Source organism: Planobispora longispora (assembly GCF_016863135.1).
Classification (GTDB): Bacteria; Actinomycetota; Actinomycetes; order Streptosporangiales; family Streptosporangiaceae; genus Planobispora; species Planobispora longispora.
In genome coordinates, this window is the sequence record NZ_BOOH01000009.1 from 170,786 (window position 1) to 183,784 (window position 12,999).

General features: G+C 74.1%; 9 protein-coding genes and 1 pseudogene. 3 read left to right on the top strand and 7 right to left on the bottom strand.

All coding sequences use genetic code 11. The features are described 5' to 3' along the window. The first annotated feature begins 74 nt into the window (after positions 1 to 74). A complete protein-coding gene (locus Plo01_RS04885) occupies positions 75 to 1,064 on the top strand; it encodes an NAD(P)H-binding protein (protein ID WP_203889257.1) in 990 nt (329 codons plus the stop codon). Positions 1,065 to 1,151: 87 nt separating this feature from the next. Here the strand turns inward: Plo01_RS04885 and Plo01_RS04890 are convergent, their stop codons facing one another. Continuing rightward, on the bottom strand, positions 1,152 to 1,799 hold the full coding sequence (locus Plo01_RS04890) for a GNAT family N-acetyltransferase (protein WP_203889258.1): 648 nt from the start codon (positions 1,797 to 1,799) through the stop codon (positions 1,152 to 1,154). Positions 1,800 to 2,106: 307 nt separating this feature from the next. Between Plo01_RS04890 and Plo01_RS04895 the strand changes: the two genes are divergently transcribed. Continuing rightward, positions 2,107 to 2,778 carry a hypothetical protein gene (locus Plo01_RS04895; protein WP_203889259.1) on the top strand — a complete coding sequence of 224 codons (672 nt, stop codon included), beginning with the start codon at positions 2,107 to 2,109 and terminating at the stop codon, positions 2,776 to 2,778. A 76-nt stretch (positions 2,779 to 2,854) separates the two neighbouring features. Here the strand turns inward: Plo01_RS04895 and Plo01_RS04900 are convergent, their stop codons facing one another. The 5 genes from Plo01_RS04900 to Plo01_RS04920 all read right to left on the bottom strand — a co-directional run bounded on the left by Plo01_RS04900 (position 2,855) and on the right by Plo01_RS04920 (position 10,228). After that, a complete protein-coding gene (locus Plo01_RS04900; protein ID WP_203889260.1) occupies positions 2,855 to 3,493 on the bottom strand; it encodes a response regulator in 639 nt (212 codons plus the stop codon). After that, the gene (locus tag Plo01_RS40850; RefSeq protein WP_203889261.1) at positions 3,490 to 5,820 is read right to left on the bottom strand and encodes a GAF domain-containing sensor histidine kinase; all 2,331 of its coding nucleotides are present in this window, start codon (positions 5,818 to 5,820) and stop codon (positions 3,490 to 3,492) included. The genes Plo01_RS04900 and Plo01_RS40850 overlap by 4 nt, the downstream gene beginning before the upstream one ends. 118 nt (positions 5,821 to 5,938) lie before the next feature. Then, a complete protein-coding gene (locus Plo01_RS04910) occupies positions 5,939 to 7,456 on the bottom strand; it encodes an FAD-binding oxidoreductase (RefSeq protein WP_203889262.1) in 1,518 nt (505 codons plus the stop codon). 140 nt (positions 7,457 to 7,596) lie between these two features. Continuing rightward, positions 7,597 to 8,856 (bottom strand): FAD-dependent oxidoreductase, encoded by a 1,260-nt coding sequence (locus tag Plo01_RS04915; RefSeq protein ID WP_203889263.1) that lies wholly within the window; start codon positions 8,854 to 8,856, stop codon positions 7,597 to 7,599. A gap of 88 nt (positions 8,857 to 8,944) precedes the next feature. Then, the gene (locus Plo01_RS04920; protein ID WP_239315888.1) at positions 8,945 to 10,228 is read right to left on the bottom strand and encodes a carboxylate--amine ligase; all 1,284 of its coding nucleotides are present in this window, start codon (positions 10,226 to 10,228) and stop codon (positions 8,945 to 8,947) included. Positions 10,229 to 11,001: 773 nt separating this feature from the next. On the opposite strand from Plo01_RS04920, the pseudogene Plo01_RS41275 reads away from it, so the two are divergent. Then, positions 11,002 to 11,229: pseudogene (locus Plo01_RS41275) on the top strand (glycosyl hydrolase); the annotation flags it as partial. 242 nt (positions 11,230 to 11,471) lie between these two features. On the opposite strand, the gene Plo01_RS40000 reads toward Plo01_RS41275, so the two are convergent. Continuing rightward, positions 11,472 to 12,836, bottom strand: a complete 1,365-nt coding sequence (locus tag Plo01_RS40000; protein WP_203889264.1) for a glycosyltransferase — start codon at positions 12,834 to 12,836, stop codon at positions 11,472 to 11,474. Between the last annotated feature and the right edge of the window lie 163 nt (positions 12,837 to 12,999).

Consider the following 12,999-nt stretch of genomic DNA (forward strand, 5'->3'; position numbering starts at 1 on the left):
GTACCAAGAGTACGTTGAAGTAACCAGTATCTGATGGATACTGTCGGCCGCGACGACTTCCCAGGAGGTGTTTCATGAGGATTCTGCTGATCGGGGCCGGGGGCATGATCGGGAGCCGGATCGCGGCCGAGGCGCGGGAGCGGGGGCACGAGGTCACCGGGGCGACCCGCGGCGGTGCCGGCGGGACGCGGATCGTGGACGCGGCCGACGCCCCGGCCGTGGCCGCGCTCGCCGCCGGCCACGACGCCGTGGTGCTGGCGATCGCCCCGCCGCGGGACGGTTCGGAGCCGTCCGGCCCGCTGCTGGCGGCCGGACGCGGTGTGCTGGAGGGGATGCGCGCGGCCGGGGTGCGGCGGCTGGTGATCGTCGGGGGAGCGGGCAGCCTGGAGGCGGCCCCGGGCGTGCGGCTCGTCGACACCCCCGGGTTCCCCGATCTCTACAAGGCCGAGGCCCTGTCCCAGGCCGCGCTGCTGGACTTCGTCCGCGAGCAGGCCGGTGACCTGGACTGGACCTACGTCTCACCGCCGGCCCAGATCATGCCGGGCGAGCGCACGGGGGACTACCGCCTGGGCGGCGACCGGTTGCTCACCGACGCCGACGGCGGGAGCTTCATCAGCGCCGAGGACTACGCCGTCGCCCTGACCGACGAACTGGAGACGGGCCGCTCCACCGGCCGTCGCATCACTGTCGCCCGCGCCGATCTCGCCTCGAACAAGGCGCTGGTGGAGGAGTTCTGCCAGGTCTTCTACAACGACAAGGACTTCGAGCGCGCCCGGACGCTGCTGACCGACGACTTCGCCAACCACCACCCGGGCGCCGGGACGGGGCCGGAGGCCACGGTCAAGAGCTTCCGGGAGCAGGTCGCCGACCGGCTGCCCGGCTTCCGGCTGGAGGTCCGCAAGCTGGTGGCCGAGGCGGACCACGTGTGGACCTACAGCCTGATCACCGTGGGGCCCGGGGCGCCGGGCTCGGTCTCGGTGGACATCTGGCGGATCGACCGCGGCCGGATCGCCGAGCACTGGGACGTCGGCCAGCAGATCACCGAGGACACCGTCCTGCTGTGACGGAGGGCGCGCGCCCGGGCGCGGGCGCGACCCGGCGGAAGTATGCGACCCGGCGGGAGCGTGCGGCCGGGACCGAACGGCGCCGGGTCACGTCCTCTCCGCATGATCGGCGCCGAACAGCGCCAGGCACGGGTCGAGGCCGTGGATCGCGAACCCCGGCGGCGTGGTCCAGTCGCCCCGGAGCAGGCGGAAGCGCCGGGTCTCGGCGCGCTCGCCCCGGCGGACGTGGACGTCGACGCCGTCGTCGCGGTAGCCCAGCTTGCGGGAGACCGCCAGGGAGGCGTGGTTGTCGGTGAACGCCCCCGAGGTCGCCGTGCCGGCGCCCAGGCCGTCGAAGGCGAGGTGGAGTACGGCGGAGCGCATCTCGGTCCCGATGCCCCGGCCGTGGAACCGCTTCCCGAGCCAGGAACCGGTGGCGACCTCACGGGTGATCGTGAAGTCGGTCGCCGCGACCTCCTGGACCCCGGCGACCTGCCCGTCGAAGACCACGACGAAGGGGCAGATCCACTTCTCCGGCGTCCAGGCCGCCCACTGGCGGAAGTGGAACTGGAACGCGCTGCGCGCCCGCGCGGCGGGCTCCGCGTCGGTCCACGGGAACAGGAACGGCATGGCCTCCGGATCGTGTATCCCTTCGGCGGCCAGGTCCGCGAGATCGTCCAGGTCGTCGAGTGAGGGAAGGCGCAGTTCGAGGCGGGGCGTGGTCACCCGCAGCCGGAAGACGGGGAAGTTCCGCATACCCGTCGATCCTGCAGACGGAACCGGGAACGGGTCCACCGGTTTTTCCCCGCCGGGCCCATCGCGTGAGGACGATGCGGGGCGGGCCTTCGGCTACTGGCTGACCGTCCGACAGCCGGAGACGCCCGGCTGACGGCCATCGCCGCCGATTCCGCGCCGGAGCACCGGCGCGACCTCATCCGGATGACGGCTCTCCTGTGTCCGTACGGCGGTGCAGGGCAGTCGGAGACGGCGTGGGACATTCCTCCCGGGCGGGTGGGACAGTGGCCCAGGTGGGCTGGGACGGTTGGGGGATTTACTGCCGTCCATGATGAAAAATCCGGATTCGCTCCGTCGGCTGGTGGCCGGGATCGCCCTGCTCGCCTGGCCCGCCTTCGAGTTTCTCGCCTTCTTCACCGCCCCGCCCGGGGCCGAGCACACCCCCGCGATCTTCCGGGAGAACGCGAACGCCGTGCAGGTGAGCGCCCTGCTCTACATCTGGGCGACGCTCAGCCTCATCCCGGCCATCCTGGGCATGGCCCACCTGCTGAAGTACCGCGCGCCCCGGACCGGCTTCATCGGCGCCGCGCTCGGGCTGATCGGCGCCGGGCACGGGCTGACCCTGTTCACCACCGACTTCTACGACCTGGCCCTGGCCCAGTCCCTGAGCGACGCCCAGGCGGATGAGGTGATCATGCGCGCCGGTGAGCTCTGGGGGTTCGTGTTCGGCATGCTGCTGCCCGGGTTCCTGCTCCACATCGGCCTCTTCACCCTCCTGATCGGGCTCGCCGCGACCCGCCTGGCCCCGTGGTGGGTGCCGGCCGCGGCGGCGGTGGGCGCGGTCATCCCCTTCGTGACCATGGAGCAGCCGCCCGCCGTGCAGTCCACCGGTGCGCTGCTGCACCTGGCCGCCTACGGCTGGATCGCGCTGCGCGTGCTGCGGATGCCGGAGAAGGAATGGGAGGGGCGGCTCGCGGACCGCTCCCCGTCGCCCGCGTGACCGTGCTCAGAGCCCGGCCGTTCGCCCATGCGACCGGTGGCTCGGAGCCCGGTCGCTCCTCCCTGTGTGACCGTGCTCAGAGCCCGGCCTCTCTCGCCCGCGTGATCGCCTGGGCGCGGTCCGCGACCTGGAGCTTGGTGAAGATCGCCGACACGTGGTTGCGCACGGTCTTCTGGCTCAGTCCGAGCCGGGCCGCGATCTGAGGGTTGGTGAGGTGACCGGCGACCATGGCGAGGATCTCCCGCTCCCGCCGGGTCAGCTCGGGCAGCGACGGCTCCGCGGGCCCGCCCCGCTCGCGCTCGGCGAAGTAGTCCGCCATCCGCGCGGCGATCACCGGTCCGAAGATGGCCTCGCCGTCGGCGGCCGCCTGCACCGAGCGCACCAGCTCCGCCTTGCGTGCGCCCTTGAGGACGTACCCGCGCGCCCCGGCCCGCATGGCGGCGAACACCGAGTCGTCGTCGTCCGACATGCTCAGCACGATCACCCGGACGTGCGGGTGGTCGCGGACCAGCCGCTCGGTCGCGGCGATCCCGCCCATGCCCGGCATCGTCAGGTCCATCAGGACCACGTCCGGCTGCGCCCGGCCGACGAGGGCCAGCGCCTGCTCGCCGCTGGCCGCCTCGTCGGCGACCTCGATGCCCTCGACCGCCGAGAGCAGGGCCCGCAGTCCGGCGCGGAATCCGGCGTGGTCGTCGACCAGTAGAACCCTGATCACTGGAGCCCCCCGCCGTTCTCATCGGAAGCGGAGCCGATCACCGAAGTCCCTCCGCCCTCGTCGCAGGCCAGACGGTCGCCGAAGCTCTCTCCGCCCGCGTCGGAGGCGAGACGGTCGCCGCAGCTCCCTCGACCCTTGCCGGGGGCGAGACGTTCACCCGCGCTCCCCTCCATCCGTGTCGGGAGCACGACCCTGACCAGGGTCCCGCCCTCCGCGCGTTCCTCGAACGTGCACGATCCTCCCAGCTCGGTGGCGCGTTCCCGCATCGACGTCAGCCCGACGCCCTCCCTCGCGCCCGCCGCGGGGATCCCGCCCCGACCGGCCCCATCCTCCGACCCGCCCGCGTCCCGGTCACCGGGCCGTGTCCCGCCGTTCCCGCCGTTCCCGCCGATCCGGCCGATCCCGTCGCCGCCGTCGAGGACCTCCAGCACGAGCGCCGTCCCGGTCACCTCGATCCGCAGCTCCGCCTCGTCCGTCCCCGCGTGCCTGCGGACGTTGGCCAGTGCCTCGGCCGCGACGCGGTAGGCGGCGGCCTCGGTGGCGGCGGGCAGCGGGGGCAGGGTCTCCGGGGCGTGGACGGCGACGCGCAGGCTGGGCGACTGCCGGATCGCGTGGGCGCGCAGGGCGCCGAGCAGTCCCAGGGAGTCGAGCGCCGGAGGCCGCAGCCCGTCCACCAGCACTCGCACGTCGGCCATCGCGGCCTCGGCGTCGCCGACGATGTCGGCCAGCAGCAGCCGTACCTTCTCGTCCTCGACCAGGTCGTGAGCCGTCTCGGCGCGCATGACGAGCGCGGCCAGCGTGGGGCCCAGCCCGTCGTGCAGGTCGTGGCGGATGCGGCGGCGCTCCTCCTCGCGGGCCATCACCAGGCGCTCCCGGGAACGGCGCAGGTCGGCGGAGAGCCGCGCGGCGTGCACCGCCACGGCCACCTGCCGGGCCAGGTCGGTCAGCACGGCCAGGTCACGCGGGCCGAACCTGCTCTCGCCCGTCCGGGGGGCCAGGATGAGGTCGCCGACCCGCTCGCCGTCGTACACCAGCGGCAGCCGGAGCAGCCCGTCGTCTCCCGCCTCGGGGCCGGAGGCGTGCCGCAGGCCCGTGGTGGTCTCCACCGCCGCGTACGGCAGGCGCAGCGCCTCGGCCACCGACCGCGCGACCCCGGACAGCGCCGCGCCCGGCTCCTCGCTGGCCTCCAGGCGGCGGCCCAGCCGGGTCAGCGCCGCGTGGGGGTCGTCCCGCTCGCCGTACATCAGCAGGTTGACCCAGCCCTGCAGGCGCTGCCGGAGCGGGGCGAAGGCCAGGGCCACCAGCCCGGCCGCCAGCACGGAGGCGGGCAGGTCCGCCGAGGGGAGGAGCGCGCCGAGATAACCGACGACGAGAATGTAACCGCCGGTCACGCAGACCGACAACAGCGTGTAGACCAGCGTCCGGTTGATCACCAGATCGATGTCGAACAACCGGTGGCGCAGGATCGCGACGCAGATGCCGGCGGGGATGAGGATCCCGCCCAGCGTGCCGAGCAGTTCCCAGCCCGAGTGGATCGACGGGTAGACGCGCTCGGGGTCGCCGTCGGTCATCCCCGCCACCAGCCGCCCGTTGGCGATCAGCAGCGCGAGCCCGACCGCGTAGGCCAGCCACTTGATCTGCTCGCGCTCCCTGCCGGTGCTGCGCCGCGCCCGCGCCAGCAGGTTGAGCCCTCCCACGACGAAGACCGTCACATGGACGGCCAGCGCCACCGCCTCCGCGATGTCGGCGGGTCCGGCCATGGCCGTCACCCCGAGCGGGTTCGGCACCCCCGGACCGGTGCCCACCTGCTCGTTCTCCCCGGGACGCAGGGCGCTGACCAGCATGGCAGGCCCGGTCACGGCGACGGCCGCCCAGACGAACGGCCGCCAGCGGGACGAGGGCAGCGTGCCGCCGGGGAAGAACAGCGGGACCAGGGTGAGGGAGAGGTTGGCCGGGATCCACAGCCAGGTCTGGGGCCAGGCCATGGCCTCGGCGAGGGGCAACGGGGCGCTCCGCAGGGGAACGTCCGCCCCGGGGACGCCTCCGGGGGCCTCCGCCGCCCACGTCAGCGCGCCGTAGAGGGCGTACCGGCCGCAGGTCTCGTAGAGCGCGAAGCAGAACGCGCTGAGGGCCAGCAGCCGGCCCACCGGATGCCCGGGGCGGTGCGCCCCGATCAGCCCGCCCGCCAGCGCGCACGCGGCCACGAGCAGCAGGTGGCTCTGCTCGAACGGGTGCTGGCCGTTGAGGGCGGAGAAGACCAGCGAGAGCGCGATGAGGGTCAGCGTCAGGGCGCACGCCGCCCACGCGATGCGCACCGCTGTGATCACTGTCCCTCCGGGTCCGGTCGCCACACGGTACCCGCCCTCCCGTCCCGGAAAGCACGGGACGGTGTCCCGGGACAGGGGGTGGGGCCGGGGCCCGGCCGGGTGCGGGCTGGGCTGTGCGCTAGACGCCCTGGGGGAGGCGGAAGAGGCGGCCGGGGTCGTAGGCGGCCTTGACGCGGGCCAGGCGTGCGGCGTTGGCGCCGTAGTAGGCGTCGCGCCAGCCCCTCAGCTCCGGGTCGATGTAGTTGACGTAGGCATGGTCGCCGAAGTGGGGGCGCATCGCGGCGTGCGCGCGCCGGGCCCACGCCGCGGCCCCGGAGCGGTGGGCGTAGTACTGCACGCTGTAGAGGGCGGCCCGGTGCGGGAAGGCGGTGGCGTCCGGGCGGACCCGGCCGACCGCGCCGCCGAGGGCGTCCATGAGAACGGTGTGGTCGCCGGGCCTGGCCACCTCGGCGGCCAGTCTCTCCGCGCCGGCCTCGGAGATCGGCCGGTAGGCCAGGTGGGACTTGGCCGTGAAACCGGCTCTGGACAGCCGGCCGTCGCGGGTCTGACCGGGCAGGGAGCCGTCCTGGTGGCACTGGGAGACCGAGAGGGAGGAGCACCCCGCCATGATCATCATGGCCTGCCGGTAGGACCTCTTCCGGACCGAACTGGAGGAGACCGGTCCGATCCGGTCGGCCAGCCGGTCGAGCAGCCGCTCGCACTCCGCCTTGCCGCCCAGGTAGACCCCGGCGAGCTGCACGTCCGTCCCGCCGCTGCGGCTGAGGTGCAGGGTGGACCACATCTCGTCCGGGACCGAGGGCGTCCACGCCTGCCAGGCGCGCACCGCCCGGGCGGCCCGCCGCCACGGCCAGTGCAGGAAGAACACCGTGACCTCGCGGGTGCGGTGGGTGCGGAAGCCGAAGGAGACCGCCACCCCGAGGTTCCCGCCGCCCCCGCCGCGTGAGGCCCAGAACAGGTCGGGGTGGTGGTCGGCGTCGCAGGTCAGCAGGCGGCCGTCGGCGGTGACGATCTGGACCGACTCCATCACGTCGCAGGTGAGGCCGTACTTCCTGGCCACCACGCCGATGCCGCCGCCCAGCGCCAGCCCGCTCACCCCGACGGTGGGGCAGCTTCCCGCGGGGATGCTCACCCCGTGCGCCGCGAGCCGGTCGTAGACGTCGACGAGCTTGGCCCCCGCCCCCACGGTCGCCCGCCCCGAGGCGTGGCTCACCTTCCGCATCGGGGAGACGTCGACGACCAGGCCGGTGCCGGTGGACCAGCCCGCGTAGGAGTGCCCGCCGGACCGTACGGCCAGCGGCACCCCCAGCCGGCGCGCGAAGGTCACGCACTCGGCGACGTCCGAGGGGTTCGCGCAGTAGGCCACGCCCGCGGGCCGTACCGCGTCGTGGGCGGGGTCGAACAGGCGGCGCGCGGCGTCGTAGGCGGCGTCGCCCGGCCGGATGAGCCTGCCCTCCAGGCCCCGCCGTAGAGCGTTCCAATCAGAGGGCCGGGGACCGGTCCGCGCGGACGGACCGGCCGGGGCGGACGATCCGGCCCGTGCGGGCGGCAGCCCGGCTCCCGCGGACAGCGCGGCCATGCCGCCGATCCGCAGAAGCGTCCGTCTGTCCAGTGTCCGTCCGGCCGGAACGGGCTCCATGCGCTCTCCCCGAGTGGCGTTCTCCTGCCCATGAGATGCATGCCCGACCGGACTGGTTGGTCACAGTCGCATCACGTCGCCGTCCGGCCCGGCCGCGCCCCTCCGGGGTCCGGTCCGGAGGCGTCGCGTCGCCCTCCGGATCAGCCGACGTTCTCCCGGACCCTGGACTCGTCGAGCGGGGAGACGTCCTCGAACGGCGGGCGGGTCTTCAGCCGGGAGGCCAGGCCGAGGGTGGTCCGGCGGGCGGCGAACTTCGCGCCGTGGACGAATCGCATGACCGGGCCGAACGTGCCCGCCGCGGCCAGGCCGACGGCGAACAGGCCGCCGACGGAGGTCTCGAAGTGCTTCGACAGCTTCGGGGAGGTGCCGGTACGGCGGATCGCGCGGGTGAGCCTCCCGTCGAGGATGCCGATCCGGGCGACGTCCACCGCGTAGCCGGTGGCCGCGATCACGTGGTCGGTGTGGACCGTGGTGAGATCGCCGTTCGCGCCCCGCAGCCTCAGGTTCACGCCGTCGCGGTGCGTCGCGCCCTCCAGCGTCTGTCCCACGAGCACCGGGACGCGCCCGTCGAAGCGCTCCTTCAGCCACCACGATCCGGCCGGCCCCAGGGTCGTGCGGACGATGTGGCGCCGGAGCGCCGGCGGCAGGTGGCGCACCGTGCCCGGTAGCTCGGACCAGACCCACGCGCGCCAGCCGGTGCCCAGGCCGGACCGCGGGGCCAGGGCCCGCTCGATCGCCAGCCGGTCCGTCGCGGGCACGCCGTTCCAGAGCAGGGCGTCGCCCCGTGCCACCACCCGGGGCCGCGCGCCCGCCTCCAGCAGGAGCGTCGCGGTCTCCAGGGCGGACTGTCCCGCGCCGACGACGGTGACGTCGAGCCCGGCGAACCGCGACAGGTCGTGGTGGTCGGAGCTGTGCGTCGCCACGGCCGCCGGCAGTCCGGAGAGCGCGGCGGGCCGGTGGGCGAACGGCAGGAACCCCAGGGCGAGGACGACGGTCCGGGCCCTGACGGTCTGTCCCGTCACCAGCTCGACGGCGAACAGGTCGCCGTCGGAGCGGACCTTGGCCACCGAGGAGTCGTCGACGACGTCCCCGATCGCCTGGGTGTGGAACCACCTGCCGTAGTCGACGAACGTCTCCACCGGGATGGGCGTGCCGTAGGCGTACGGCAGGCGCCTGCGCCCGCAGTACGTCTCCAGCCCGTAGTCACCGCGCGGGTCGGCCAGGTTCGACGCCTCCGGCTCCGACTTCAGCAACATCCCCTGCGGCATGTGCCGGTCCCACGCCTGCATGGGACGCCCGTAGACGCGCGTGTCCAGCCCGGCCGCGACGGCGTGGGCCGCCACGGACAGGCCGTAGGGACCCGCTCCGACGACGGCGACGTCGATGATCGGCGCACGCATTTTCTTATCTCCTCGGTCGTTTGGATATGCCGCGAAAAAAGGATGTCGGTTCACCGGTGGATTCCGGGTTCCGAAACATCGCCGAAGCCTAACGCGGCTGCGCGGAGGAGTTCGGGCGGCGGCGTGCGAGGCGGGTAAAGCCTCGTTTCAATATCTGTCTCGTCATCGCCGCAAAAGGTTTGAGGTCGTCGGGGGAGAACCAGGCGAACTCGTCGGCGTCGCGCACGGAACGCATCCAAGCGGCGCAGGTGAGTTCTTTCGCGCGCCGGTCGTGAAAGGCGGGAAAAGCGTCGTAGTTCTCCACCAGGTACGTGCGCCCGTGCGAGGGCCTGCCGGCGGGGACGGGCCGTCCGGTGAGGTCGAGGTGGAGGGCGCGGACGAGGTCGAGCCGGTTCCCGTCGGTGAACAGCCGGAACTGCGCTCCGAGGCGGGGGTTGAAATCCAGCAGGTAATAGGTGTCCGTGGCGGCGTCGTGCCGGAAGTCGAGGTCGAGGACGCCCCGGTAGCCCAGGGCCGAGGCGATCCCGCGTGCCACCGCCTCGACGCGGGGGTTCGGCAGCCACCGGCCGAGCGTCGTCAGGCCGGCCCCGGGCGGATAGGCCCGCTCCTTCCTGCCCGCGCCGCCGATCAGGCATGCCGAGTCGGCGCCGAAGTATCCCTGGAAGAACCAGTCGGAGCCGGGGGCGGCGGGCACGAAGCGCTGGAACAGCAGCTCGCTGCCGTGCCCGGACGCCTGCTCCAGCGTCCGGGCGGCCTCCCCGCGCGTGCGGACCGGCATCGTGCTGCGCAGTCCCGATCCGGGCGGCAGCAGCCAGGGCTTGGCCCACTTGGCCATCAGCGGCAGGCCCAGCCGGGCGACCGCGCGGGCCGCGTCGTCGCCGGCCCGCACCACGTGGGTCTCGGGCTGGGCGACGCCGAACGCCGTGCACAGCCTGGCCAGGGCGGCCTTGTCGGCCAGCTGGCGGGGGAGCGCCGGGGGCTGCTCGGGCAGCAGGAAGGACGGGCGGAGCGCGGCGGCGTGCTCCGCCGCGAAGATCGCGCCCGCGTCGTCCATCGGGATGAGGAGCGCGCGGCGCCCGATGCGCGCGGCGATCGCCGTCAGCGCGGCCGTCAGCGCGCCCGGTCCGCCCGGCAGCACGTGCATGCGGGCCAGGTGGCGGGAGCGGGAGGCGGGCGCGTGCGGCCCCTCCAGGACCGCGTGCACCTCCACCCCGGCCCGGCCCAGCGAGCGGATGGCCGCCAGTGTGCCGTGGTGCAGGACGTTGTCGTCCAGCCGGAGCAGCAGTGCCGGCGTGCCCGTGTCCAGCCGGGGCGCCGGGCGCGTGTCGTACGGCGTGCCGTTCTTCGTCGGGTTTTTTACGCTGTTGAACATACTCGCCGTATTCGTCGGATGGTCTGGAGTCGATATCGGCCGCCCATTATATGAGCCGTTCATTTGCCGGGGCCGCTGCCGGGCCGGTGAGTCGCCCGGGCCGTTCATGTCATATGGGGCCTATCTCTGGATTCTTGTCAACGGCGACATTTGCCGCTGTCGTGTGGAATGGCGTTCGGCGTGCCCTCCGGTCCCGGTGCGGGCATATAGGTTGGGCGGGCGGCGTGCTCGCGGGCGCGTCCCCGAGGTCGGAAAAGGGTGGTTCGGGAATGAGGAGAATGAAACGGAGGAAAGTGTATGCCTATGGAATTCTCACCACCTTCGCCATTTCGGCGGTGATATGGGGGCTGCCCTCCACCGCGGCCGAGAGCGGCCGGGAGACGCCCGGGAGGTTCGCGGGGGCCGCCCCGTTCGGGGTGTTCCTGGCCTCGGACGAGCGCGGCGTCGAGCGGCTGCCGCTGTTCGAGGCCTGGCTCGACGGCCGGGCGGTGACCGTCGGCCGGACCTACCTCCCCGGCGAGAACTGGCGCGCCCTCGAGGGACCCGGCTTCATCCTGGATCCCTGGACGCGCTGGCGCGCGGCCAGGCCGGAGCGCGTGCTGGCGCTCAACGTCCCCATGCTCGCGCCGAACGAGGGGGACCTGCCCGACGCCTCCGTGGCGACCCTCCTGGCCGCGGGTGCGGACGGCGCCTTCGACCTCGTCTTCCGGACGCTGGCGAACCGGCTGGTGGAGGGCGGGGCCGCGGACACGATCATCGTTCTGGGCTGGGAGATGAACGGGACGACCTACTCCAGCCGCTGCGCGCCCGACCCGGAGAAGTGGAAGGCCTACTGGCGGCGGATCGTCACGACGATGCGCGCGGTGGAGGGGCAGGGCTTCCGGTTCGACTTCACGGCCAGCCGCGGCCCGGACGCCGTCCCGTGGCCGGAGTGCTACCCCGGCGACGACGTGGTCGACATCATCGGCCTGGACAGCTACGACCAGCCGCCCGGGGACGACTTCACGGACTACGTCGCCCAGCCGTACGGCCTGCGGCACCACGCGGACTTCGCCGGCGCGCACGGCAAGCCGCTCTCGTTCCCGGAATGGGGACTGTTCCGCAGGGGAGACCGGCCCGAGTACGTGCGGAGCATGCTGGAGTGGATCTCCGCTCACGACGTCGCGTACCACTCGATCTCCGACTACTGCCCGCACGGCGTCTGGCAGTGCCCGGAGAATCCGGAGTCGTCCCGGGTCTTCCGTCAGCTCCTCAGCCGCCCGGCGCCGCCGCGGCCGACTCCCGCCCCGCAGGCGCCCCCCGTACCCGCCACGGCCTCCACGTCCGAGCCGCTCTCCCCATCGGGCACGGCTCCCACCTCCGAGGCGGTCTCCACGCCGGGAACGCCCGGCACGCCTCCGGAGCCTTCCCCGTGAGGGACCCGCGCCGATGCCCCGTGAGCGCCCCACGTCGGTTCTCCGTGAGCGCTCCGCGCCGATGCCCCGTGAGCGTCCCGCGCCACGCCGACGGTCAGCGCCGCCAGCCGGTCCAGCGCGGGCCGCACGTCGAAGCCCGCCGCCCGGGCGACTCCCGCCGCCCCCTCCCGGAGGGCCAGCGCGGGGTGGCGGAGCCGTAGGGCGACCGCCTCGGCCAGGGCGGCGGGATCCCCGGCCGGCACGAGAGCGCCGACCTCCCCGGTCACCACCTCGGCCAGCCCGGGGACGGCGGAGGCGACCAGGGCGCGGCCGCTGGCGAGCGCCTCCAACGCGGTCAGCGGCAGCCCCTCCCAGCGGGAGGGGAGGACGACCACGTCGGCCGCCGCGTACCAGGGCCGGACGTCGGCGACGGCGTCGGCGAACACGACCCCGGGTCCTGCGCACGAGCGCAGGGCGGACCGGAGGTCTCCGTCGCCGACGATCGCCAGGAGGGCGCCGGGGACCTCCCTGCGGACCCGCTCCCACGCGGCGACCAGCAGGTCCTGCCCCTTCTGCCGGGTGACCCGCCCGGGGCACACGGCCAGGGGGACGCGTCCGGGGACGCCGAGCAGGGCGCGGGCCGCCGTACGGTCCCCGGGACCGGCCGGGCGGAAGCGGCCGGGGTCCACGCCGTTGCGGACGATCGCGAGGTCCCCCCGCAGACCCCCGGACCGGGCGAGGTCCGCCTCGCCCTCGCCCACGCACACGAGCAGGCTGGTCCAGCGGGTGGCCGCCCGCTCCCACGCCAGCGCCGCCCGCGCCGTCACCCCCCGGGCGGCCAGCCAGGACCAGCCGTGCGGCTGGAAGAGGGTGGGGACCGCACCGCGGATCACCGCGCGGCCCACCAGCCCGGCCTTCGAGGAGTGCAGGTGGACGGCGTCCGGGCGGAACCGGCCGACCAGCCGGCGCAGCCGCCGCGCCTCGTCCGGGAGACCGCGGCCGGGAGACCGCTCCGCCTCCCACTCCAGCCACCGGACGCCCAGCGCGGCCAGTTCGGCGGGGAGGCGGCCGCGCCCGGGACAGGCCACGGCCACGTCCCAGCCGCGCCGCGTCTGGTCGGCGGCCACGGCGGCGACGTAGACCGCGACGCCGCCCTCCACGGGCTGCGCGAGGTGGAGCACCGAGGGCGTCGCGCCCGGGCGTCCGCCGTTCACAGGACGACTCGCTCGTAGACCATGGTGTCGCACTCGGCCGAGGAGTCAGCCGCGGAGTCAGCCGTGGACCCGGCTTTGGACCCGGCCCCGGCTCCGGCTTTGGACCCGGCCCCGGCTCCGGCTTTGGACCCGGCCCCGGCTCCGGCTTTGGACCCGGCCCCGG

What these genes read in the sequence shown, in the direction of transcription:
- Plo01_RS04885 (WP_203889257.1), top strand. Translation starts at nt 75, where the DNA reads ATGAGGATTCTGCTGATCGGGGCCGGGGGCATGATCGGGAGCCGGATC.
- Plo01_RS04890 (WP_203889258.1), bottom strand. Translation starts at nt 1,799, where the DNA reads ATGCGGAACTTCCCCGTCTTCCGGCTGCGGGTGACCACGCCCCGCCTC.
- Plo01_RS04895 (WP_203889259.1), top strand. Translation starts at nt 2,107, where the DNA reads ATGATGAAAAATCCGGATTCGCTCCGTCGGCTGGTGGCCGGGATCGCC.
- Plo01_RS04910 (WP_203889262.1), bottom strand. Translation starts at nt 7,456, where the DNA reads ATGGAGCCCGTTCCGGCCGGACGGACACTGGACAGACGGACGCTTCTG.
- Plo01_RS04915 (WP_203889263.1), bottom strand. Translation starts at nt 8,856, where the DNA reads ATGCGTGCGCCGATCATCGACGTCGCCGTCGTCGGAGCGGGTCCCTAC.
- Plo01_RS04920 (WP_239315888.1), bottom strand. Translation starts at nt 10,228, where the DNA reads ATGTTCAACAGCGTAAAAAACCCGACGAAGAACGGCACGCCGTACGAC.